Below are 23357 nucleotides of genomic sequence, written 5' to 3'. Positions count from 1 at the left end.
CCTGTCGACACCTGATTGTATCGAATGAACATTACTCACTAATACAATCTGCCGTTTGCCGGAGCAGCGGTGCGGAGGTGCGAAGATGACGAATGGGACTGGGCTGCGCGACTTGGTCGCCGGCCATGCTTACGACGCGACGGCAGAGGAGCGTCGGTTGACGCTTACGATGGCGCTGATCGGGATGGCGGTGGCCGTGAGCCTGGGGCGACTGTCCGGCCAGTCTTGGCAATGGTGGCAGTGGGCTGTCGTGCTGTTTCTCGCCTTTGACCTGATCGGCGGTGCGGCAGCCAGCGCACTTCCGGCCGCGACACGGAAGAATCACCCGGTCGGTCAGCCCTTACGACCGTTGCTCGTCGCTGCGTTGCACGTGCACCCGTTTCTACTCGCCATGGCGCTGCCGTCGTCGTCCTGGATCGGGGCGACGGCAATCTGGATGGCGGCAGTGGTGGGTGTCGTTATGGTGCATGCGGTCGAGCTGTCGCTCAAGCGCGGCTTCGCCCTTGCCTATTGCTCGATAGCTCTGGCGGCACTGCACGGCCTCGCGTCGCCCCCGGGAGTTGACTGGTTCGCAGCCGCCTACCTGCTCAAGATTGTGGCGGCGCTAGCTGTGCCCGGCGTCGTTCAACCTCCGGCGCGTCAGAGGCGCAGGTGAGCTCCTTCCTGCCGCTTCTCGTAGCAAGCCGCTTTGGCTCTAGCACGGCGAACATGGTCTATGCGGGCAGCCTGCCATTTCTTATGGCAAGCTGGCAGATGAACGCCGCGACAGCGGGCGCGGTGCAGTCGGCTTTCAATCTCGCCTACGCGATCTCGCTGCTGGCCTGCTCGTGGTTATCGGACAGGGTGGGTCCTCGCAGGGTCTTTGTCGTCGCGAACTGGCTCGCCGCGGCCTCGTTCTTTGCGTGCGCGCTGGGAGCGCGCTCATTCGAGACCGGCTTGCCACTGTTCGTGATTCTGGCGCTTGCCTTGGGAGGATCCTACACGCCCGCCCTGATGCTGGTTGCCGAGAGAACGCCGACGACGACACGCGGGCGGGCGGTCGGGTGGGTTCTCACGGGTTCTTCGCTCGGCTACTTCTTCGCTGTGGCGGCTTGCTCGGGCCTGATCGGCTATGTCGGCTACGAGGCGACCTGGCTGCTGCTCTCGGCGGTTCCGGTCGCATCGGCGATGGCGGGATCGTTCGCCGTAATTGGCGTCGCGGAAGCTCCGCGGACAATGCCCGCTTCTGATGGACCCGGACTGAGACAAACTCTTCTGGGCAGAGATTCCGTTCTACTGACGTCGGGCTACACCGCCCACTGCTGGGAGTTGCTGGGCATGTGGGCCTGGGCTCCGGCATTCCTCACCCTTTCCCTTGCGGGGCAGGCCGGCATCGCGCCCGTCCTCCTGGGCGTGGTTATTGCAGCCGTCCTGCATCTCTCCGGCGCAGCCGCGACTCTGATCGGCGGCGCCGCGTCTGACCGCTGGGGCGCGCGTCCGGTGTTGATTGCGATGGCTGCTTCGGGGGCTTTGCTGTCTTTCTCCTTTGGGTGGACTGCAGGCCTGGCCCCAACGGTGGTCCTGGTAGTGGCCGCGCTGTACGGTTTCGCGACGTTGGGAGATTCCGGCGTCCTATCGACCGCGATGACGCAAGCCGTTGCTCCGGGCCATCTGGGCCGCATGCTCGCGCTCCGGTCAATCCTGGGTTTCGGGGCCGGGGCGATCTCCCCTATCGCCGTGGGCTGGGTGCTCGATCTGACCAATCCGGCAGGTGTGCCACCCGCAAACTGGGGCTGGGCTTTCTCGATTCTCGGCATCGGCGGCCTTCTGGCGATGCTCAGTGCCGCATCGCTCGGCCGACCTTCTGCCAGACGACCTTGAGCGGGCCCGCAGGCAGCTCAGAGCTTTGAGACGTCCACCCACTCGGCCCGGGCCAACTCCGCCAGACGATCAGGGCTCAGCTGGACTGAGCTGTTCCGCGATCCGGCGGCCGGGATGACGACCTTGAAGGCGCGCAGTGACAGGTCGCAATAGACCTGGAGCCCTGGCTTGAGACCAAAGGGGCTGACGCCGCCGACCGGATGCCCTGTGACGGCTTCGACCTGGTCGAGCGCAAGCATCGCGGGCTTCACCCCGAACCGCGCCTTGAACTTGGCATTGTCCAGCCGGGCATCGCCTCTCGTGACGACAAGCAGGACGTCCGACTCAGACCGGACGCACAGCGTCTTGGCGATCTGCCCGGGCTCAACGCCGTGTGCAGCTGCAGCCTCCACCACGGTTGCGGTGCTTTCCTCCAGTTCGATGACGTCGATGTCCGGAGCGGACGCCAGCAGGAACTGGCGAACGGTTGCGATGCTCATGCTCAGAGGCCGCCCGATACGCGGAGCACCGTGGCGGTCACGTAGGACGCCTCCGCCGAAAGCAGCCAGAGGACGGCTGCGGCGATTTCCTCGGGCTCGCCGATACGCGCCATCGGCACTCGCGACACCACTCGCGCCGGCCGCTCCGGCTCACCGGCAGCGGCATGGATGTCGGTATATGCCGTCCCAGGTGCGACCGCGTTTACTCGAATGCCGAGGGGCGCGACCTCTTTACCCAGCCCGATGGTAAGTGCGTCGACCGCGGCTTTTGTCGCAGCGTAGTGAACATACTCGCCCGGCGCACCAAGCGTCGCCGCGATGGAGGAGATGTTCACCATCCGGCCGCGAATGGAACCGGCTGACCATCTCCGGACGGCCTCCTGCGCCATCCACATTGTACCGAGGACGTTGACCTCCGTCGTCCGGCGGAGGGTCTCGGCAGACGCATCGGCGAACGAGCCGATCGGACCGGTGATGCCGGCGTTGTTGACGAGGGCCGTGACCGTACTGAAGCGCTCGGTCACAGCGTCGAACAGCTTGGCCGCAGTTTGCGGCTCGGCCACGTCGCCTCTGATTGCCGCAGCTTCGCCGCCCGCCCTGGCGATTTCTTCCACGAGTGCGTTCGCTGCATCGGCGTCCTGGGCGTAGCTGAACCCGACGGAGTATCCCTGCCGTGCGCCGGCCCTCACGATCTCGGCGCCGATCCCTCGGCTTCCCCCCGTTACGAGCAGCACCTCGGCCTCTTTCATGTTTTCCTCCTCAGACCACTGTCTCCTCAGGGCTATCCACCAATTCCGCCACTATCTGGAGCGCACGGCTCAAGTCGTCCCGGCGTGGTGGGGCCATCACGCAGAGCCGCACCCCGCCCGACATCTCGCCACCGATCGAGGTCGCGTCGGGCGGCGTCAGGCGAACGCCGCGCTCGCTCGCTCGCCGCGCGAGTTTCTCCGCCTCGACGGCCGACATCGGCAGCCAGAAATGCGGGGCGCCCCCAGGCATCGGAAGCGAATCCAGTCCCAGGATCGCCTTGGAGAGGTCGACGCGAGATTTAGCCTCGCTGCGCAGGATGCGTCCGACGGATACATCCGTGCCCATTTCGACCATGGCGCACCCGAGCTCGATCGCGAACGGAGGCGCGCCCCAGACACCCGCCCGCATCGCTCGGCTGATCGTGGAGCGGCGGCTCTGGGGTGGGATCAGCATGCCGACCCGCATGAGTGGCGTCAGGCACTTGGACAGGCTCGTCAGATAGTACACGCGATCCGGGTCGAGCTCCTTGTAGGTGGGCGCGTTCTTGGCGGAGTAGAGGGAGTAGATGTCGTCCTCGACGATGAAGGCATCGCGCCTCTGGCACACTGCGAGGATGTCCCTTCGACGCTGCTCACCCGTCTCGAAGCCCAACGGGTTCTGGCACACGGGTGTCGTGTAGACGATGCGGCAGCCACTGCGCTCCAAGACCGCGTCAAGCTGATCTGGCAGCATTCCCTCCTCGTCGTGGTCGACTGGGAGCATTCCCATTTCTAGGTTGGCCGCTGCGACGATCGTGCCGGAGAAGGTGGCGCCCTCCGAGGCGATCGACCCTGAGACGCGCTTCAGATCGGCTAAGGCGAGATGGATCGCGTGCTGGGCCCCGACGCAGACCAGCAGGTCTTCGGGAGACACTGTCATGCGCGTACGCGCGAGCCATCCGGCGAGCGTGGCCCGCTGCGTGATCGTGCCTCGGAGATCCACATAGCCACCGTTCGGCATCGATGCCGACGCGCGAGCCGCGCGAGCGCACGCTTCGAGGAATATGCCCTCCTCGATGACGGGCGGCGGCCCGTTGATCGTCAGGTCAATGACGCCGTCCTCGCTCCTTCCTGCAAGGGATTCGCTGATGAAGGTGCCGCGGCCGACCTCTCCGCGCACGATGCCCCGGTCGCTTAAGATTTCGATGGCCTTGGTGACCGTGCCGATGGCGACGCCTGCCTGCTTGGCGAGTTCGCGGTGGGTCGGCAGCCGGTCGCCCGGCCGAAGACGCCCGTCGGTTATCAGTCCCTCGACGGCAAGCGCGAGGCGCTCGTGGAGGCCACCGGCGATATCTGGGAGGATCAGCGGGGTGTCTGGATTCTTGGACAAGTTAGCTCGCGTGACAATTTCTGCGATTGTATCACGTCTCTCGTCGTTCGGACATAGGCGCGGTCCTCGTGATTCCGGCGAGCGCCGGGTCGGCCGCCTCGATGATCTCGTCGACGAGGCGGCGTGCGTGCAGGCTCAGGCTGTCGAACTTCCTCGCGCAGACGAGCAGCCGGCGTTGAGTCCAGTCGTTAGTCAGCGGCACGAGGGCGACCCCGTCCGTTTGCGACCGGCTCGCCGCAGTGAGAGGCAGCACAGCGACGCCGGCACCGGCCCCCACGATGCGGGCGATCGCGTCGAAGCTGCCAAGGCGCACGCGGTAGTTGATCCGGCGCCCCAGCCGGGCGGCGTGTCCGCTGAGATGGCTTTGGAGGGCACCTTCGCGAAGTCCCACGAAGGGTTCGTCGAGCAGGTCCTCGAAGGCCACGCTACCTCGGTCCGCTAGCGCGTGTGCGGCTGGTATCAGCGCGACGAGCCGGTCCCGCGCGATGGGCAGCGTCTGCACGTCGGACCGCTCCGCGTTGTCGGCGACCACGCCCACCTCGGCGCTGCCGGTGGCTATCGCCACCATGATTTCGTCGCTCGTGCGCTCCTCTAGGTCCACGTCCACACCCGGGTTCGCCGCCAGGAATTTCCGGAGTGCCGCCGGGAGAAGCTCGACCAGCGCGGCCGTGTTGGAGAGTAGCCGAATCTCCCCGCGCAGTCCGGTGGAGAAGGCGCGCATGTCACCGCGCATCCGTTCAACATGCGCTCCGACCACTCGGGCGTGCTGAAGCAACGTTCGTCCCGCCGGTGTCGGCTTGATTCCCCTGCGGCCACGTTCGAGCAGCGGGACACCGAGTGCCAGTTCCATTCCGCTGACGCGGGCACTTGCCGACGCGAGGGCAAGGTTGGCTTTCTCGGCGCCACCGGAGATGCTGCCAGCTTCGTTGATGGCAACAAACAGGCGCAGGTCCGTTAGATCGAAGCGCATACTATTCATCCTACGTATGAGACGAAGGCAGGGATCGTCTAATCCGAATTGTGCCGCCGGACCATTGGCAGCAGGACTGGGGCATGGACGATATGCTCATTTTGCTAGGTGCTGGCTTTATTGCGGGTGCGATGAACGCGCTGGCCGGAGGCGGCTCCTTCGTCACGCTACCGGCTCTGATAGCGACGGGCGTGCCTTCGGTCGCGGCGAATGCAACCAGTACCGTGGCTCTCTATCCCGGCGGAGCCGCCAGTGCGTGGGTCTACCGGGATGGCCTTACCCAGGTATGCGGCGTTCCCGTTCGCTCGATGTTGGTGGTGACGCTCGTCGGCGGCCTCGCCGGCGCCTTGCTCCTCCTCTGGACTCCGGTCTCCGTCTTCGACCGCGTACTGCCCTGGCTCCTGCTCGTCGCGACTCTAGCCTTGGCATTTGGGAGGCGGATCGGTGTCGAGCTGCGGTCCAGGCTCGAAGTGCCGCTTGGCGGCGTCCTCGTCATTCAGTTCTTTCTGGGAGCCTATGGTGGCTACTTCGGCGGCGCTGTCGGACTGATGATGCTGGCGACTTGGGGGCTGCTGGGGGGAGCCGCCCTCAACACCCTCAATGCGCCCCGCACACTGATGGTCACGGCTTCGAACACCATCGCAGTCCTCTGCTTCGCGCTCGCCGGCGTCGTGGCGTGGAATGCGGCGATAATACTTGGAGTGGCGGCGGTTGTGGGGGGCGTGGTGGGCGCTGTGGTCGGTCGCAGACTGGATGCTGGCACTGCGCGTGCGTGGACCTTGGCGCTATCCGCGGCGATCACTGCCGCGTTTTTTGTGAAGTACTACAGCTAACAGCGACCCCACTCGCCGGATTGTTGCGGTAAGTCGGCCATATTACACTCCCTGCGGGTACCGAGGTAAACCGTCATCCAGCTTCACCCAGCCCTGCATCGCGGAAGTCCAGATGTGCTCGGTCGGCTGAAATCTGCTTGGATCGTCGAGGGTTCCCATGGTCAGTCCGACTGTTTCGAGACTAGAGCGCTCGGAAAAGAAGGTCGAACCGCAGCTCGGACAGAAGCCCCGCCGAACATCATCGGAAGAATTGTACCAGACAACCGGGCCGACGATATCGAGACCCGCCTGTGGCACAAGTACCCGCGCGTAGAGCGGTCCGCCTGTCGCCTTCTGGCACGCCCGGCAATGGCAAACACGCACGTTGATGGGCTCTGCATCCGTCCGGTAGGTGCAGGCACGGCAGAGACATCCGCCGGTGATTGGCGTCCCCATATGGATGGTTTCCTCTGGTTCGCTGATCGTCACGGGAAGTAACCTCGGTACGTCATGTCGTCGAGCCACTGCGCCGAGGCAATTGGGTTCGACAGTTTCCGATTGATCGTTGATGACTGGATGGGTCGTCGCCCGGATCTCGGCGCTTCGAATCATAGAAATAGTACATGAGAGGCTCCTGGAGCGGTTCTACAAGCCTGTGGTGACGCCCAGCCCCGCCGCTACGATGCTCATCATATCGCTCCTGTGGAAGCAATCGACGGTGTGATCAGTTCGGATAGAGAAGCCGTAGCGTCGCTTGGTCGGCCTCGCCGAACCAGCGCTCGAGCGCCGCGCCGATGAGACGCTCGTCGCCGGTCCGGGAGAAAAGCGTTAGTGAAGAACGCAGCTTCATCGCGTCAGTCGCGCCAAAAACCTGCTCGGCGCTCCTTCCGGCAAGGTCCTGCAACGCCCCCACACTTTCCCGGTACCTTGGGCCGAGCAAGGGATGTGCGAGATAGGCCCCCGCCTCGTCAAGTGACCCAATCGCATAGCGCTGTGCCATCCCGCTGTGTCCGAGCCCTGAGAGCTGCGGGAAGACGAACCACATCCAGTGGGTGCGCTTCGCTCCACGGCGGATCTCGCCAAGAGCAGTTTCGTACGTCTCTTTCTGGGCGAGCACGAATCTCGAGAGGTTATAAGGGTCGTTCATCGCCGACATTTAGGGAAGCCACACTTCTTCCGCACCATCTCAATCCGTTCGCTTCATTCGCCGCTGCCGCTTCAGAAAGCGATGCGTCACCGACCGAGATGGTAACGCAACTGGGGACGGGCCGGCAGGTTCGGCGTCTCGCGTATCTCGATGCCGCCAGCAGCTGCAGGCATCGTATAGCCCAAAAACGGGAAGTGGTGACAGCTACTGTCACCCCGCGCGTTCATGATGAACTCGTCTCCTATGCGCCCTAAAGTCGGTCGTTCGGATGGCATGCCTTCAGCCCCGAAAGCGGACCGTAACAAAAAACTGACGGTGCGCGGTCGAAAGGTGTGCAAGCGAGCTTGAGTGGCCAGATCGTGGCGGCCTTCGACCGCAACCCGTTCAGGCTGCTTTCGGCCATATCCGCCGGAATCTCACCCCTTGGTTGTGCGTGACCTACACATTGCGCGACCGGTCTCCTGCCGTCGAACGCCGCATGGCCGAAACCTCCAGAATGGACTGTGATTTTTTGACGCTTATATCTCCCACGACGCGCCGCGGCGCCGGGATTCCGGCCGACGTTGCGGCGCCCGCACCGGCTCCACGGTCGGAACGCGGCAGCCGAGGCGTCGGGCGAGATGCCGGGCCTGGAGCGCCCGCGATCCGCGCAGCAGTCGGACACGGCCTCGGTAGCGACCTCCCGCGCCGGTTCAGCGTGTCGCACCCGTTGCAAAATAAGGAATAAACGGGAAAGTTCGGTGCGATCGGGGGATGTTGATGGATTCGTTGCAGGGGGACGACCGCCCGTTATTCGGGTCAGTGCCATCTGGCCTGTTCCGGGTCTTCTTCGGGAGCGCCCGCCACTTTTACGCCGAGCTGCTGACACATCTGGCCGACGACCCGTTCGGACAGGCCGGCGAGATCGCGACCCGAAAGCGGGTGTTTGACTCCGTCGCGGAGTTCATCGATCGCTGGGGGCGGTCGGAGGTTGTCGACGCGCTCACTTCCGACCAGGGCAGCATGCCTGCGGTAGGTCAGTCCTACGTTGCCGCCTACAACCGGCTCGTGGATACGGGCTGGCTCGTCGAGTATCGCGACCGGTACCGCCGCGTCGTCGACTTCGACCCCGCCGCGCGGCTGGTACTCCACACCCTCCTCGACATCCAGAAGGGCAGGGTGCGCTCATATGGCGGGGCCGTCCTGCAGGTGCTGACCCTGCTGCAGTCCGTAGAGGCCGAACCGGGCGACAAGGCGCTCAACGTCCGGGAGGCCGCGTTGTCGGCGCGCGGGTTCATGAACCACCTGCGGACCGTCGCGGGGACCATGCGCCGCGTCGAGGCGCTGATCATGGCGCAGCCGACCGCGGCGGCGCTGGTGAGGAGTTTCGTGACCGACTTCATCGAGGCGCTCGTGGTCCAAGACTACCGCAACCTGCATGCGCGCGAGAGTCCATACCGTTTCAGAGGCAAGATACTCGAGATCGGCGAGACGCTGCTGGCCGATGACCGCGCGATTGGCGAGATCGCCCGCGGCTGGGTAGCCGGTGGAATCGCGGCCGATGCGGGCGCCGCGCATGAGCCGGTCATCGCGGATATCCGGGAGATCATCCGAGTGTTCGGCGGGATAGACGACCACGTGCATGACATCGAGACCACGACGTTCCGCATCGAGCGCCGCATGACCAATGTGGTTCGCTTCAGCGACCGCATGGCGACCGTCAGCACTGACCGCATTCTGCTGGCCCTGGAGCTGATGCGCGATTCGGGACTGGGCGATGGGGGCGATGTTGAGGTGCGGACCCGCCTCCAGCTCGAGACGCTTCCGATCTCGCCGACGCAGTTCTACGTGCCGCCGCGACGCAGGACGGAGGCACCCGAGCGCGAATTCGAGCTCGAGATTCCCGATCCGGCGCTGCTCGCGTACATGGCCGCGATCGACGATTTCGAGGCGCGGGTTGCGATAACGCCCGAACGGCTGGCCAGTTACGTCGAGGCAACCCTGCAGGATGCCGAGGAGGCTCGGGCGGATGAGTTTGCAGTCGCCAACGTCGAGCAGTTCCTGCTCTTCGAGCGTCTCCACGAGGCGGGTCTGGGCACGCTTTCGGACCGATACGAGCTCGTTCCGACGGAGGGTTTCGTGGATAACGGCTGGGTGGAGCGGCGCGACTTCGTGCTGCGCCGCAGGGAGAAGGCGAATGGCTGAGCTTCGCGAGGTTGGACTCATCCTCGATTCGGGCAAGGTCGACGAGGAGGGCCTGCAGTCCGCGCTGCAGGCGCTGCTGTTCCATCAGTGCCTCTATGAAGACTGGCCGCACGTCCAAGCCTACAGGATCATCTCCCGTCATCTGGTGAACGTCCAGCCGATCCTGGGAGCGTTCGGTTACCGAGTTACGCACTACCCGGTCACGAACATGATCGTGCTCCAGTCGAGCGGGGTGGTCTACGGCACGCAGCTGGCACGCCTGAAGAAGGACGAGACGACGGTACTCCTCGCCCTGCGCCTCCTCTACGCGGAGGGCGTGAGTTCGCTGGACGAGTATGGTCGCGTCGAGATCACCACCGACGACGTCCACGACCGCTTGCGCGCTGCGGGGGACGAGCCCCCGCCCATGCCTCGCCTCAACGAGATCCTGAAGATGTTCCACCGCAAGGGGCTCGTCCGGATCGGCGAGCGCGATGCGGCTGAGCAGCTGATCGTCGTGACCATCATGCCGGGCATCACCGTTCTCGTCCCGGACGTCTATATCGAGGCATTGGTCCAATGGCTCGAGGGTCGCGGCGGTCTGCCAGAGGGCGGAATCCTTGCTATAGCGACCGTCCGTGACGGCGGCATTCCCGAGATCGCCCCCGATCCAGGCGACGACGTAGCCTTCTTTGACGAGGACTTTGTCCCGTCAGACCAGGCGGTGTTGGAGGGTGACGACGATGCATCAGCTTGAGCGCCTCGTGCTGTGCAACTGGGGGAGGTTGGCGCCCCAGGATATCCCTATCCGCGAGATGACTGCGATCCTGGGGCCGACAGGTGCGGGCAAGAGCACGATCGTCGACGCTATCCAGCTGATCGTGACCGGATCGAACAGCCGCTACTACGACCTCAACAAGTCCACGGGCGGCCGCAACTCGCGCTCAATCCGCGACTATTGCCTTGGCGCCGACGACTACATCGACCCCGAGGGGCCGAAGTTCCCGGTGGCGGACTCGCTGATTGCAATGTCCTTCCGTGACAAGGTGTCGGGTAAGCCCATCTCGATCGGGCTGATCTTCAGCGCCGACCGTTCCGAGCCGCATGCAGAGCTGCGTTCTCGTTTCGTCGCTCGCGACTACGCGATCAGCATAGAAGACTTCGTCGAGGTCAGCGAGCCGGGCAGATGGGTGATCCCCCGCGCCAGCCGGCTGATCGAGCGTCTGAAGGCCGCCTGCCCGTCGGTCCGTCAGCACCAGAGCAGCATCTCCTACGTTGACGACTACCTCCATGCCATGAGGCCGCGGGGTTCGGCGCCGCATAGTGCGCAGGTGTTGCGTAACTTCAAGGAATCGATCGCCTTCAAGCCGATCGACGACCCGACCGACTTCGTTCGCCGCCACATTCTGGAGGAGGAGTTCATCGACGTTGAGGCGCTGAAGGGCTCGATCGAGCGCTACCGGTTCCTCGAGGCGGAGGTGAGGAGGCGGGAGGAGCAGCTCGAGCAGATATCGGAGGCGCTTCGCCGGATGCGGGTCTGGGCGCAGTATCAGGTCCGCCACAACGTGCTGATGTTCACGTCAGCCCACGCCGAATGCCGCCGGCTCGTCATCGAGATCGCAAGGATCGAGGACGGCCGCCGGGGGGCGGCGGAACTCCTGACGCGCGAGGAGCGCGCCAGGGCGAGCCACCTCCAGTCCATCGCCGAGCTCGAGGAGAACATCCTGCGCGCGCGTACTCTTCAGGCAGATTCACCCATCGCTTCTCAGATGCGCGGGCTGGAATCCGAGATCGAGGGGGCGAAGGCCTCCGCGACCGAGGCCTCGGGATCCGCAGCGAGGCGCATCGCGCTGCTCGCCAAGCTCGCTCCGCTATCGGAGCATTCCGAGAGGATACCGACCCACCTGTCCGACGCGGCCAAGGCAGTCGGTGAGCTAATCGCCCTCGCGCGCGGCAAGTCGCAGGATGCGTTGGCGGCGACCGATGACGAACTGGCGGCGCTCGAGCGTCGAATCCACCGGATCGTCGAGGCCGACGCGCACTTCGAGCGGCAGATCGACGCGCTCGACCGCCAGATCGTTGAGGAGCGTAGGCGGCTCGACGAGCTCGAGGCCGGATTGCGCGGCGAGGCCACCGGGCAGATGCTCTCGTCGCAGGTGGACAGGTTCCGCCAGATGCTCGCCGCCGAGGGCATCGAGGCACGTCCGTTGCCCGATCTGGTCGAGGTGTCGGATCCTAGCTGGGCGATGGCGCTGGAGATGCTCCTCGGTGCCAACCGCGAAGCGCTGCTCGTTCCTCCCGCGCGGCTTCCCGACGCTTTTTCCCTCCTCTACGAAAACCGTCGGAACCTCGACGGGTGTCGGCTCGTCGACGTGAGGAAGACCGCGCGGTGGCAGTCGAGGACTTCGGCCGATTCGATTGCGAGCGTGATATCGACCATCGACGACGATGCGCGTGTGTTCATCGAGCGACAGGTCGGCGGCTTCTCGATGGCTGAGACCGATGCCGACCTCGAACGGTTCGAGCGGGCCGTGACGCGTCGCGGCAAGATGACCGCTGGCATGTCCATGCGGGTGTACCGGGACATAGTCCCGATCCTCGGAAAAACGGCGCAGAGGCGTGCGCTGGAGGCGGCCCGGCAGGAGTTCGAGCAGCTCTCGGCGACGCACCGCAGGACGCGTGGGGGCCGTGATGCGTTGAACGCCGCGCGCGCGGTGTTCGCCGACATGGGCGATGCGCCGGCGGACGAACTTGCGCAGGCGCTAGGCCGGCTCATCGACGCGAGGGCCAGGTTGCGTGGTGCCGAGCAGGCGCGGGCATCCTTGTCCTCGCCGGAGACCAAACGCCTGGGCGAAGAAATCGCGGGCTACTCCGAAGACATCCGTCGTTACAGAGATGAGATACGCGACGAGATCGACCCCGAGATCGAGAGGCTCCGCGACGCGGACGTCGACTTGCAGGTCAAGCTCAAGGTTGCCGAGCAGCAGGCGGAGCGGGCAGCGGCCGACGAGGTCGCGGCGGTGGAGAGAGAAGCTGCAGATCCAATAGCCCGACTCCGGCAGATGCTACCCGAGGAGGATACGCTTGATATGGCGCGGTCGCGCGTCGCCGTCTCGGCCGACCTCGTTCCCGCCGGCAAGGATCCGGCCGGCATACTCGCCGACCTCGCTCTGCAGGCACGGCGGGACGCGGAACCCATGCCGAAGCTAGCGGAGGACAGCGTTCGCCGCGGGCGTAGTGGTTACCAGGCGTTCGTGACTGAGCACGTTGGTCTGGCGCCGCTCACCGATCCCGACGACATCACGATCCTCAACTGGTGCATCATCCGTGCACGGCAGCTCGAGGAGGATGAGCTAAGGCAGTTCCGCGAGCAGTTCGCGAACGCCCGCAAGCAGATGGAGGCCGACCTCACCGAGGGCCTGATCAATCGCCTCTCCGACAAGTTCCAGAAAGCCAAGGCGCAGATCGAGCGGCTAAACCGCAGTCTCGCCGGCCGCACATTCACCGGGCAGACCTATACCTTCCGCTACCGTGTCAACGACGCGCTAAAGCCGATCCACGCGTTGGCGGAGGCCGTCGCGGATGCGCCGCGGCGGGGCCTCTCGCTCTTGGAGGACGAGACGGTCGACCCGAAGGTCGAGGCGGGGTTTCGCGATCTCGAGCGGCGACTGTCGGACGAGGAGCTGATTAAGGACTTGCGAGACTATCGCCGATTCTACGACTTCGACCTCCACATGCGAAACGAGAAGGGACAGGAGACGACTCTCAGTAAGCGGTCAGTCACGGGCTCGGGAGGCCAGAAGCAGGCGCCATACTACGTGGCGGTCGGCGCCGCGATGTCGGCCGCCTACTACCCGAAGTCCGCGAGTGGCGAACCCGACGGCTTCGGCCTCGTCGTGTTCGACGAGGCGTTCAACAACCTCGATGCACCCAACACCCGCGCGCTCCTCGACTTCTTTGGGGACATGCACCTGCAGGTGCTCGTCGCCGCGCCCGACAAGGTGCGAGCGATGTTTCTGGAAAACGCCGACACGATTGTCTCCGTGAACCGTCGGCCGGACAATCAGGAGCCGATCATCACCGTCACCTATCCGAAGGAACGCGCCCGGGAGAAGCTCGCGGCCATGAACCCCGTCAATCTCGGCGTCGAGCATTACCGCATCGCGCCGCAGGCGGCCGAATGAGGCGCGAGGCGGACGCTGGCGTCATCCTGCGGCGGCTGCTGGAACGTTACGAGCGACGGAAGGGTGACAGGCGGATCATCGAGCGACCGGCCCAGTCTTTCAACGGCCCAGAACATCTGCGCACGGTGACGGAGAACCTGCGTGAGGCGGAGGCTGTCGGTGCGGTGCAACTGGTTTGGGACCGGGACGCGCCGCACTTGGTGGAGAAGGTGGTGCTGGTCGATCACGACAGGCTCTACGACTTCACCGGCCGGCAGCGTCCCGATACGATCCTCGCCGCTTCCCTGTCGCGGCTGGATGGCATCGAGGTCGCGACCGCTGCCGCCCGTGGACTTGTATCGGACCTCCGATTCGCGTGGGGAGCTGGCGACCGTGTCGCCGGGATGGCGCCGGCCGACGTCGGGGACGCGGCGGCGCTCGTCATGGCGCTCGAGGCGGCGTTCACGAACATCGGTCCGGACGTTCCACTGAGGACCCGCTCGGCACGGCTGCTGGGCGACAGCAAGGCGCTCGAGCGGGCACTGCCGTCGATGCTCGTGTATCTCAGACAGGCTGGGTTGGTCGATCCGCTGCTCGGCCGAGAGGATGCACTGACGGCGCTCGGCCTGGTTAAGTACCCGCAGCCGGTGCTCGCGGCGGGAGCCCTGTCGTTCGCAGGCGTGGATGCGTCGGCCTGGCCTTATGTCGGCGTCCCGCCCGATTTGGTCGCCACCGTCAGCGTCACCGCGCCGGTGCGGACCATCCTCACGATCGAGAACCTGGAGAGCTTCAACCGCCACGTCCGCTCCCACCGCCTCGCGACTGATCTCGTCATCTACACCGGCGGGTTTCCCTCGAACGCCGTGCTTACCTTGCTGAGTTCCCTGACCGGCTTGACTGGACGCGGGATCCACCATTGGGGCGACATCGACCCGGGCGGAATCCGCATCGGCCGACACCTCGAGACCGCGCTCGGCGTCGCAGTCGCGCCGCATCTGATGGATGTCGATCTCGCTCGTCTAAACGGCTCTTTGCCCGAATCCGGCCAGTTCGCCCCGAGAGTGCCCGAAGGCTCCGCCTTCTATGACCTCGCCGAATACCTCAGGGAGCCCGGGGCTCACTGGCTCGAGCAGGAGGTCGTCGATCCACAGGCCGTTCGCAATGGCTGACCGAATTGACTGTTATTCGATCAAAGCTGTCGGTCCGCAACCGGCCCATGAGACGTCGAACTGCTTTGGCGATAGCCATCATTCAGTAATGCGCCCCAACTCGACCGTTGGGCTGACGGATCGCTGGAACTGAAGGCATGCGCCTGTGGATGGGCTTTCGCCGACTATATCGAGACTATGGGTGATCGCTCTCGCGCGTGTACCCCCTGACCCTTGCGATCAGCCATTCCTCAAACGCCAGCATGGCCGGGCTCGGTTGACGCGATAGTAGGCGGGTCAGCCAGTATTGCCCTGTTTCGATCGTGACTTTGAACGGCTGCACAAGTCGCGTGCTGGCGAGGGCTGTTGTAAACATTGCGGGTGGGGCGAGCGCGATGCCCTGACCGCTCGCCGCAGCTTCGACCATCAGCACCGAGCTATCGAATATCGGGCCGCGGATCACCGGCGCGGGGCAGCCCGCCGCCTCGAACCAGCGCGGCCATTCGTCGGCGCGATAGGACCGCAGCAAGCGGAACTGGGCAACGTCGACCGGGCTGGTCAGTCGCGCCGCCAGCACAGGTGAGCACAAAACGGTAAGTGGGGCGGGCAGTATCGGGGCTGCATGCGTGCCATGCCATGCTCCGTCACCAAACCGGATCGCGAAATCGAGCGCATCGCCAGCCAGATCTGGACGATTGTTGTTGGTCATGATCCGCAGATCAATGTTGGGGTGCATCACCGCAAAATCGTCAAGTCGCTCAAGTAGCCAGCCGGTTGCGAAGGTCCCAACCACACCGATGTTCAGCGCCTCCCGATAGCGCCCACAAACATAGCGATCGAGCACCGCGCTGACCCGGTCGAAACTCTCCGTCAGCACGGGCACCAGCGCTTCACCATCATCGGTCAAGGCCAACCCGCGCGGGAGGCGGTGGAACAGCCTTGTGCCGAGCCGGGTCTCAAGCTGTGCAACCTGATGGCTCACCGCCCCCTGACTGACCCGCAGCTCCAGCCCGGCGCGGGTAAAGTTGAGATGCCGCGCGGAGGCCTCGAAGGCACGCAGCGCGCTGAGCGGGAGTTGTCCACGATCCATGGATCATCCCTGAGATGAATTCATGGATAAGTCGAGTTTATATGCTTTGTGCCGTTGCGCAAGTGGAGGCATGAGTTGGGCGAGAGGAGCTTGGTTTATGTCATACTGGTCAGTTGCCCTGACAGCACTTTCATCGATGTTTCTGGTCTTTAACACTGCGTCCGCCGCGGTCAGCGACGATCCCCTGATCAGGCCGATTGCTGTTGATCGAGCGGGCGAATGGCTGGCGCCCCGGGCGCCCGAACGGCTTTATGGCAATACTTATCTTGTGGGCTTCGCCGGTCTGAGCGTGGTTCTGATTGACAGTGGCGATGGCCTGATCCTCATTGATGGCGCCCTGCCACAGGCAGCTCCGCAAATCCTCGCCAATGTGCGCGCGCTGGGCTTCGATCCGCACAAGATCAAATACATCCTCAGCACAGAACCGCATTTCGACCACGCGGGCGGGCTTGCCGCTCTGGTGCGCGATACCGGCGCAGCAGTTGTGGCTAGCGAGGCTGCGGCGGAAGGACTGCGGAGCGGCGCGCACCTGCAAAACGATCCGCAACTTGGCTATGGCGGCACCTGGCCAGGAGTAGACGCTGTCCGTATGGTCAAACCGGGCGAAGTGTTGAAATTGGCCAATCTCGCAATCACCGCCGAGGCGACGCCTGGCCACACGATGGGCAGCATGAGTTGGCGCTGGCGATCGTGCGATCGCTCCGGATCTAATCAGCGATGCAAGAACATGGTCTTCGCCTCCAGCCTCAATCCGGTGACTTACCCGGCCTATCGCTACACCGCGCCCACAAGCCAGCCAATTGTTGACAGCTTCCGCCAGAGTTACGCGCGAATGAAAAAGATGCCCTGCGACGTCCTGATCGCCGCGCACCGCGACAACGCTTTTGCCCCTGATGAGGACAAGGGCCTGCTAGTTAACGAGACTGCGGGGGCATGCCGTGCCTATGCCGAACGGTCAGAGGAAAAGTTGAATGCGCGGCTGAAGGCCGGAGAATAGTCGGCGACGGTCCAGCGCAGGCTGACAGTACTAAAGCCGCCGCGCTGCCGCCCTCACCGGCTGTTGGCACCTGGTCGGACCCGCGCGTGATCGGACGCCTTCCCGACGACCGTCGCAGTGGATGCGCCGAACGCTGCCCTACACCGTGGTAGCAACGGTCGATGCTGGTGAGCGACGTCGATCGGATGTCGGCTGACTGGCAGGCAGCGCCGGTTCAGTTTGACCGGGGCGCCGTCGCATTCAATTATCGAGGAAAGTGCCATGAGAGCGTTGCTGATTGCCGCGATGTCGACTGCGAAAGGCGCAGGAACTGCGTTTTGGCGGAGCTCGGCAGCTAGTCCCGTTTTGAACGTGCCGCATGTGGATTGCGATACATCGATCCCACAAGTTCCTGAGCTGACGGGCGGCTTTGAGCCCGCCCAATCAAAAAACCCGTCGGGCGGCTTCCGGCCCAGCAGCGGCTGGGCCGTTTTGGCGGTAGCTGCCATTCGGCAAAGCGCCCTCAGTTCGGTCGTTCAGACTGCCCGCGGCCAATCCCGAAAGCCGCCGCTCATTCAGCCAGCGCCGTCTCAATCCTAGTGACTCGATCAACGCGACAGCCGATCGTGTCTACGTTGCGGCACGGCTTCGCGGGCATGCGCAATGGACCCTGCCGCTCGAAGGCGCAGCGATCTTTCGCCGGCGGCGGGCGACACATTTCTCGCTTTCCCTTTGCCGGCGTGGGAACGCTTTTTCGAGCTTGCCGCAGTCGATCTTCCGCGGTGCATCTATTTCCGAGCGGCCTAAAGCACCGCACCCTCGGTTCGCACAGCGCGCGCCGTTGCCCATTGTGCCGCGCCGACCTCATACGCCCCAGTCGCTGCGGCGGGCTACCGCCGAATCCGCATCCTCAACTAGGCCGTGGCGGGCCATGAACGACCGTCGATCTAAACCTTGTTCCAGGCTGGTCTGGACTCCGGAAGTTAACGCTCGGACAGCCAGAGCGGGCGCGTCTGGAACGGGGTCGCATCGTTTGCTGGAATGACGATCCTGCGGCCCGAAATCGTGGCGATTTCGACCCACACGTTGGACCGGCGCAGCAGATAGCCCGCCGCCTTGCTGTACCAGCGGGCCTTGAGAGCGACCGCGCCGGCATCGCCATCGTTAAGCGGGAACGACGTGGCGGTGTTGGCGCGGATTTCGAGCGGAAAGTTTCGCTCATCCACTTCGGCGTAACTGAATGCGTAGCGCTTCGCCTCGCGTCTCACGAAGACGCCGCGGAGATAGCGAGCGCGCTTGAGATAGGCGGGGTTAGCCGATCGATTCTGCACCGTCAGGTACGGTGCCTCGTCGGGACCGTCGGGGCCCGGACGCCATTTCCAAGTGACCGCCGCGTCGATCAACTCGCGCGATTGGTGGCGATATGTCCGTAAGCCGAAATAGGCGCCGAGCGACAATGACAGGATGGCGGTCGCCACCGCCGCGGCGAGCGGCGACGACAGGAGCAGCCCGAGCTGATCGCCGATAATCATCCTGGTTCCTTCGTTGGTGCCCGGTTCATGCCCAGAGCAGCTCGGCATAGTCGTCCATCGCGCCGATATCGAGGAACACCGGCGCCAGCGGCGCGGGGGGGCGTCGCTGGCTGCGAAACGCAATCCGGACCTCACGCTGATAAGCATAGCCGAACGGTTTGGCCATTTCGGGGACGCGGAACTTCTTCCGGTTGAGATAGGGATCGTAATAGGTGACTGGTCCCGTCATCGGCTCCCATTCGGGCATCTTGGCGAGAAAAGCCGAAACAACGCGCTGCGTGAAACGGGCCGGATCGCGGATGACAAGTGCCGCGTCCGCCCTGAAATCGGTCGGCATGCGGTAATAGACCGCGTCGCACACGCTGAAGAAATAGTAATCGGGAAAGACGACCGGAAGCTCGATATCGTCTTCGTTAAACGAGAGGCGGTACCCCCTGACCTCAGCGTAAGTGTCGCCCTTCAAGCGTGCGAGATAGGTCGAGATGTAAAAAGTCCGGCTGACTTCGTCGTCGCGAACCGCATTGTTGTGGGTCGCATGGCCATAATAGCTTGCCGGACAAACCCGTACGATCCCGTCGCGCATCGTCGGCTCGAGGAACTGCCGCTCGCCATATTTGACGAGAAATGGCTGCGCCGGCTCTTCATAGCCGGCGAAGATCTTCGCCGCGATCGGACCTCCATTGGCGAAATAGTCGGGCATCTGTTTGTCGGGATCGAGCGTCGGCAATCCGCCCCGGACGCTATATTCCTCGAGCAGGTGCGTGAACTTGCGCAGGAACCCGATCTCGGCGTCGACAGGAAGCAGGCCGATCAAACCGTTCTTGCCGAGCTCGGTCTGGTTGATGAAGATATCGCGAAAGCGCGTGGCGAGGCGGTCGTCGTTGCAGCCGATCAGATAAGGGTCCGCGGCATATTCGTGGCGCCACAAGTCGCTGAGCGGCAGTTTGCCGCCATTGGCCTTAGCGCGACGGTCATAATCGTCCCAGCGCTTGCCCATGAGTTGGATGCGATCACGGAGCTGATCGAGCGTCACGATGGTCATTTCGACGGTCGCATTAAGACCCGCTTGGGCTCGGCCGCCGCGACCTGCTCACGGTAGGTCTCCCATAGCTGGGCGCTCAGCATCGCACTCGCATTCGCCTTGAAGTATTTTGCCGGCACCGGATGATCGATGAAGTCGAACACGGCCGATAAGTTGCGTGCGATATCTTCGAGTTCCTTGGCCTGCGCGTTGATCGCGGCCGCGTTGAGATTGGTGACGCGATCCTTTTTAAGCGTCTGGTGGCGGTTGCGAACGAGTTCGTAGCTGCCGTCAAATGGGTCTTGGTCAAAATAGCCGTGCGCCAGGATGTTGCGCGTCCCGTTGAGCTCGCCCAGCCGTACCACGTCGGCGCCACCGAAACCGAGATGCGGCGCCACCTTGCGCAACAAGCCGAGCGCGGCGATCCGCTGCGAGAAGTCGCCCATCGCCAGCCGGTCGAGGCTGCCGTCGGGCGCTAGCACTTTGACCGCCTTCGCGAGGATCCCGGCCAGCCAGAAATCGACCTCGTTGTGCGCCATAATGAAGCGCCCCAGTGCATCACGATAATCGGCGCGGATCGCCGGGTCGGCGAACGGAATGTCGAAATCGTCAGGGTCAAAATCCGGATTCGGCGCCATCGCCGCGTCGTCGTCGCTCACCACCGCCCCCTTTTTGCAATTCTCCGGCCATGTTCTCAAAGGCGAGGCGACGCCTTCTTGGTGGGCGAATTGACCGCGCCTTTGTCCATCATATTATTGCTCACGAACGTTAGACTAGGCTGTTGAGGAGCGGTTCGAGTTCCTCGTGAACGCTAGCGAACTCCTCGGCGCGCAGCAGCCGCCGCTTGTCCGTGAGCTCGATGCGTGTCCCGTTGTACTGGGCGTTGTGCAGCCGCACTGATCCCAGGATGAGCTGCATGTCCGCGGGCACATTGTCGACCGCGAACTGCATGATGCGTTCGGCATTGGCGGGATCTTGATCCTGCTGAACAGGGCTGTCGATCACCAGCGGCGCGGTCAGCGCCGACGAATATTCGCGCACCGTATGGGCAAAGGCGTAATAATAAGCTAGCAGCGCGCGCGGCTGGTCGCTCCCGGTTTCGGGAGGGACGGCGTGGAGCGACTTGAAGAAGGCATCGGGCAGCGTCGGTACCTGCAAGTGCAGCGCGAAGCGGTGCAACTTCTCGGCGAAGAAATCCTTGATCGCCTTTTCGCGCTTGCGATTTGCAAACCCCTTCATGGTGGCGCTGGCTTGCTCTGATTCGCCGTCACGCACGCCCACCGCGAGATCGATCTCGTGGCGTTCGCTCGCGAACGCTTCATCGACCAGCCGCTCGCTCTCACTTTCGAGAATATCGCGCAGCCGCAGGTCGCCCTTGGTCTCCTCGAGGATCGCGTCGATCGCACGAATGTCCTCGTCGAACGACGCGAACCGCTTATTCTCGACCGCGATCTGTTGCTCGATCCGCGCAAGATCCTGCCGGGCCTCGAGCAGAAACTCGCGACACGTATCGGCATCGGCGATCAGCGAGAATTTGTTGGCGAAATCGTTTTGATGGAGCGTGCCGCAAGTCGGGCAGGCGATCTCGGCGTCGGGCGACGCGCGCAGGAACGCAAAATCTTTGTCGAGCTCGGCCAGCGCTGCACCTGCGATATCGGTCTGCTCGACCAGCATCGCCCGGGTCGAGTGCAATCGCGCGAGCTCGACCTTGACCACGTCCTGTTTGGACTTGAGCGCCGAGGCGCGGCGCGTCAATTCCTCGATCCGGTCGCCAAAGCCTTCGGGGTTGAGGTCAAACGCCAACATCTTGCGGCCCGACTGCAGCCGCGTTGCCGCGCGTTCGAGCGCGTCGCGCTCCTTGGCGAGTTCGGCCTTGGCGCGATCGGCTTCGATCTTGGCGGCCTGCGCGGCATAATATTCGTTAGGCCGGACCCCGGCATGGAACAGCGCCAGGCTGGGCCGATACTTCTCGAACTGGTGCATGCTCGCGAACGAGCTCCAGTTGCGCTGCCAGCCGGCGTCTTGGTCGACATAGAAGGGCGCGAAGAAATAGGCCGGCGGCGGGATAACGAACTCGCCATCGCGCGACTGCATGCGCAGTTCAACGCCGAGGATGTCGGCCAGTTGCGGTGCCAGGTTGGAGGTGACGCCCGATACGCCCCACAACTTTGCGCCACTGGCGTCGAACAGCGCGTAGATGTTCGACGATCGCAGTAGCCGATAGGGAAGTCCGTCGATCGTGAACGCAATGAGCGAGGCGACGCCGAGCGATTTCCAGTCGCGGTGAGTCACGGCCGGATCGGCGCCGAATGTCGCGTAGATCGCTTTGATCAGCGAAGATTTGCCCGTGTCATTCTCGCCCAGCACCAACGTCGCGCGTGGATCGAACGCGACCCGTCTCGCTGCCTTCTCCCTTTTGGAGAGCAAAGTCAGGCTTTGAAATTTTAAGTTTTTCATGACGCTTGACCCGAAGGCTTCGGATCAGGGCCTTGAAATTCTCCTGTTTCTGCATGCTGTATCACCTCGTAGAGGATCATTACGATGAGCCGCTCGTCGGTGCACGGCGACAGATGCTTCGTCGCGGCGGGCCTGACGACCGCTAGGATCATGTCCACGAGCGGTGTCAGCGACAGCTCATCGCCGAGCGATGAGTCCAGTGCTGTCCTGATCTCGCGGCGGACCGAGCGGATGCCCTCGTCGCCGGCGTCGAGCACCGTCGCGCGATACTTCATCCATTCGGCGCGGAGCCGCATCTTCTTGATCGCATCGTAGCTGAGCTCGGGCGCGATCTCGCTCCAGGACGGCGGCTTGGCGGCGCCGACCGCAGCCAGCCATGCCTCGACGTCAGCGCGGCAGATCGCCTTGTAGCGGACGAGGTCGGCAAACGATTTGATCTCGCCGGTATATTTCGAGCGGGTCCGGCAGTCTTCGATCACCGCGCGGTACAATGCGTCGAGATTATACTCTATTTCGCCGTGCGCCTTCACGACGAAATTGTGGAGGATGCCCTTGGCGTGGGTCGCTGCATCGTTGAGACTGAGATTGGCTTTGACGAAGTGCATCAGTCCAGCCTGGACGCCGGTCGCGCTGGCGTGTTCTTCCTGCAGACGTTTTAGGAATTTGACGAACGAGTCGCCGTCGCAATCCTTGAAGGCGATGTCCTGATTGGCGCCGGCAAATTCGAGCGGTACGTTCGAGACGAAGCTCATCGCCGTGGTGTCGTCCGGAAAGGCGGCAAAGTTGGCGAACAGCTTGCCCATGAACGAATGCGGGCGGTCCGCTTCCTTCTGGCCTTTCTTGAGCGCTGGCCGGCGGAATAGATCGGTCAGCGTCCAGTGACCCTTGTCCTTGGTTTTGACCTGATAGAATCGCACGCTGGCCGGGGCGCTGGCGCTGTCGAGCAGCACAACATCGTCGTGAAACTCGAAGGCAATCGCATAATCTTCGCCCGTCTCATGGTTAGAGAGAATTAGCGCAAGTCCCCACAATGCCTGATAGTCGAAACGTTCCTGCGCGAGACTGCCGCCGATTTCGCGCTGCGGATGCTCGACGAGCCTTGTCGCGAGTGACATTAACAATCCCCCTAAGCGCCTGACTATCGGAGATATTGGCGGCGCGTGCAAGGATCGGCGCCGTACCGTGACGACCTGAATGATGTGTCGTTCTGCGCTATCGGGCAATGCGCCCATGTGGCGCGCAGCTACCCGAGACGTCTGCTACTGCGTTTTCTCATCTGGAAGCCGTCTGTCTGAAATCGGCCCAGGAGCCGACTGGCTGCTGCTGGAGGAAGTTGCCGGGCAGAAATGCGCCCCATTTTAGTCATACCGGGTGTTCCAACGCCCCCTCGTTAGCGGACATGCAAGCGGCAAGGTCGTAAG

Annotated in this window: 20 protein-coding genes; 8 read left to right on the top strand and 12 right to left on the bottom strand. The window is 63.7% G+C overall.

The genetic code is table 11. From position 1 onward, the window contains the following. Positions 1 to 85: 85 nt before the first annotated feature. Both ACRYLO_RS13690 and ACRYLO_RS13685 read left to right on the top strand, forming a co-directional pair. The gene (locus ACRYLO_RS13690) at positions 86 to 655 is read left to right on the top strand and encodes a hypothetical protein (protein ID WP_482660669.1); all 570 of its coding nucleotides are present in this window, start codon (positions 86 to 88) and stop codon (positions 653 to 655) included. Continuing rightward, positions 652 to 1860: an MFS transporter gene (locus tag ACRYLO_RS13685; RefSeq protein ID WP_482660668.1), complete on the top strand. Its 1209-nt coding sequence runs from the start codon at positions 652 to 654 to the stop codon at positions 1858 to 1860. The genes ACRYLO_RS13690 and ACRYLO_RS13685 overlap by 4 nt, the downstream gene beginning before the upstream one ends. A gap of 17 nt (positions 1861 to 1877) precedes the next feature. Here the strand turns inward: ACRYLO_RS13685 and ACRYLO_RS13680 are convergent, their stop codons facing one another. From ACRYLO_RS13680 to ACRYLO_RS13665, 4 genes are read right to left on the bottom strand one after another with little or no spacing between them, the layout of a single operon-like run. Further along, positions 1878 to 2339: a YbaK/EbsC family protein gene (locus ACRYLO_RS13680; protein WP_482660667.1), complete on the bottom strand. Its 462-nt coding sequence runs from the start codon at positions 2337 to 2339 to the stop codon at positions 1878 to 1880. 2 nt (positions 2340 to 2341) lie between these two features. Beyond that, the gene (locus ACRYLO_RS13675) at positions 2342 to 3088 is read right to left on the bottom strand and encodes an SDR family oxidoreductase (RefSeq protein WP_482660666.1); all 747 of its coding nucleotides are present in this window, start codon (positions 3086 to 3088) and stop codon (positions 2342 to 2344) included. A gap of 10 nt (positions 3089 to 3098) precedes the next feature. Beyond that, positions 3099 to 4457: an aminotransferase-like domain-containing protein gene (locus ACRYLO_RS13670; protein WP_482660665.1), complete on the bottom strand. Its 1359-nt coding sequence runs from the start codon at positions 4455 to 4457 to the stop codon at positions 3099 to 3101. A 31-nt stretch (positions 4458 to 4488) separates the two neighbouring features. Further along, complete coding sequence (locus ACRYLO_RS13665; RefSeq protein ID WP_482660664.1) at positions 4489 to 5427, bottom strand: LysR family transcriptional regulator; 939 nt, start codon at positions 5425 to 5427, stop codon at positions 4489 to 4491. An 83-nt stretch (positions 5428 to 5510) separates the two neighbouring features. Here ACRYLO_RS13665 and ACRYLO_RS13660 point away from each other — a divergent pair, with 83 nt between their 5' ends. Next, positions 5511 to 6260, top strand: a complete 750-nt coding sequence (locus ACRYLO_RS13660) for a sulfite exporter TauE/SafE family protein (RefSeq protein WP_482660663.1) — start codon at positions 5511 to 5513, stop codon at positions 6258 to 6260. 42 nt (positions 6261 to 6302) lie between these two features. Here ACRYLO_RS13660 and ACRYLO_RS13655 read toward each other — a convergent pair whose 3' ends face one another. Further along, the gene (locus ACRYLO_RS13655; RefSeq protein WP_482660662.1) at positions 6303 to 6728 is read right to left on the bottom strand and encodes a GFA family protein; all 426 of its coding nucleotides are present in this window, start codon (positions 6726 to 6728) and stop codon (positions 6303 to 6305) included. A 235-nt stretch (positions 6729 to 6963) separates the two neighbouring features. After that, positions 6964 to 7395 carry a DUF1810 domain-containing protein gene (locus ACRYLO_RS13650; protein WP_482660661.1) on the bottom strand — a complete coding sequence of 144 codons (432 nt, stop codon included), beginning with the start codon at positions 7393 to 7395 and terminating at the stop codon, positions 6964 to 6966. Between the two features lie 750 nt (positions 7396 to 8145). Between ACRYLO_RS13650 and ACRYLO_RS13645 the strand changes: the two genes are divergently transcribed. From ACRYLO_RS13645 to ACRYLO_RS13630, 4 genes are read left to right on the top strand one after another with little or no spacing between them, the layout of a single operon-like run. Continuing rightward, positions 8146 to 9570 carry a Wadjet anti-phage system protein JetA family protein gene (locus ACRYLO_RS13645; protein ID WP_482660660.1) on the top strand — a complete coding sequence of 475 codons (1425 nt, stop codon included), beginning with the start codon at positions 8146 to 8148 and terminating at the stop codon, positions 9568 to 9570. Continuing rightward, complete coding sequence (locus ACRYLO_RS13640) at positions 9563 to 10306, top strand: DUF4194 domain-containing protein (protein ID WP_482660659.1); 744 nt, start codon at positions 9563 to 9565, stop codon at positions 10304 to 10306. The genes ACRYLO_RS13645 and ACRYLO_RS13640 overlap by 8 nt, the downstream gene beginning before the upstream one ends. After that, positions 10293 to 13733 carry an SbcC/MukB-like Walker B domain-containing protein gene (locus tag ACRYLO_RS13635; protein ID WP_482660658.1) on the top strand — a complete coding sequence of 1147 codons (3441 nt, stop codon included), beginning with the start codon at positions 10293 to 10295 and terminating at the stop codon, positions 13731 to 13733. Before ACRYLO_RS13640 ends, ACRYLO_RS13635 begins: the two co-directional genes overlap by 14 nt. Then, positions 13730 to 14881, top strand: coding sequence for a Wadjet anti-phage system protein JetD domain-containing protein (locus ACRYLO_RS13630; RefSeq protein ID WP_482660657.1), 1152 nt, complete (start codon positions 13730 to 13732; stop codon positions 14879 to 14881). The genes ACRYLO_RS13635 and ACRYLO_RS13630 overlap by 4 nt, the downstream gene beginning before the upstream one ends. Before the next feature lie 175 nt (positions 14882 to 15056). Here the strand turns inward: ACRYLO_RS13630 and ACRYLO_RS13625 are convergent, their stop codons facing one another. Then, positions 15057 to 15950 carry a LysR family transcriptional regulator gene (locus ACRYLO_RS13625; RefSeq protein ID WP_482660656.1) on the bottom strand — a complete coding sequence of 298 codons (894 nt, stop codon included), beginning with the start codon at positions 15948 to 15950 and terminating at the stop codon, positions 15057 to 15059. A 136-nt stretch (positions 15951 to 16086) separates the two neighbouring features. On the opposite strand from ACRYLO_RS13625, the gene bla reads away from it, so the two are divergent. After that, on the top strand, positions 16087 to 16947 hold the full coding sequence (gene bla, locus ACRYLO_RS13620) for a subclass B3 metallo-beta-lactamase (protein WP_482660655.1): 861 nt from the start codon (positions 16087 to 16089) through the stop codon (positions 16945 to 16947). 962 nt (positions 16948 to 17909) lie between these two features. Here bla and ACRYLO_RS13615 read toward each other — a convergent pair. From ACRYLO_RS13615 to ACRYLO_RS13595, 5 genes are all read right to left on the bottom strand, one after another. After that, positions 17910 to 18458: a hypothetical protein gene (locus tag ACRYLO_RS13615; protein WP_482660654.1), complete on the bottom strand. Its 549-nt coding sequence runs from the start codon at positions 18456 to 18458 to the stop codon at positions 17910 to 17912. Positions 18459 to 18483: 25 nt separating this feature from the next. After that, positions 18484 to 19500 (bottom strand): hypothetical protein, encoded by a 1017-nt coding sequence (locus ACRYLO_RS13610; RefSeq protein WP_482660653.1) that lies wholly within the window; start codon positions 19498 to 19500, stop codon positions 18484 to 18486. Next, the gene (locus tag ACRYLO_RS13605) at positions 19497 to 20138 is read right to left on the bottom strand and encodes a hypothetical protein (protein ID WP_482660652.1); all 642 of its coding nucleotides are present in this window, start codon (positions 20136 to 20138) and stop codon (positions 19497 to 19499) included. Before ACRYLO_RS13605 ends, ACRYLO_RS13610 begins: the two co-directional genes overlap by 4 nt. Before the next feature lie 109 nt (positions 20139 to 20247). Then, positions 20248 to 21936 carry a hypothetical protein gene (locus ACRYLO_RS13600; RefSeq protein ID WP_482660651.1) on the bottom strand — a complete coding sequence of 563 codons (1689 nt, stop codon included), beginning with the start codon at positions 21934 to 21936 and terminating at the stop codon, positions 20248 to 20250. Continuing rightward, complete coding sequence (locus ACRYLO_RS13595; RefSeq protein WP_482660650.1) at positions 21933 to 23168, bottom strand: DUF4297 domain-containing protein; 1236 nt, start codon at positions 23166 to 23168, stop codon at positions 21933 to 21935. Before ACRYLO_RS13595 ends, ACRYLO_RS13600 begins: the two co-directional genes overlap by 4 nt. Positions 23169 to 23357: the final 189 nt, after the last annotated feature.

The sequence above is a fragment of the Sphingomonas sp. SDUR79 genome (assembly GCF_056821745.1).
Note: the sequence above shows the minus strand (reverse complement) of the source record. Positions and strands in the feature narration are given on the sequence as shown.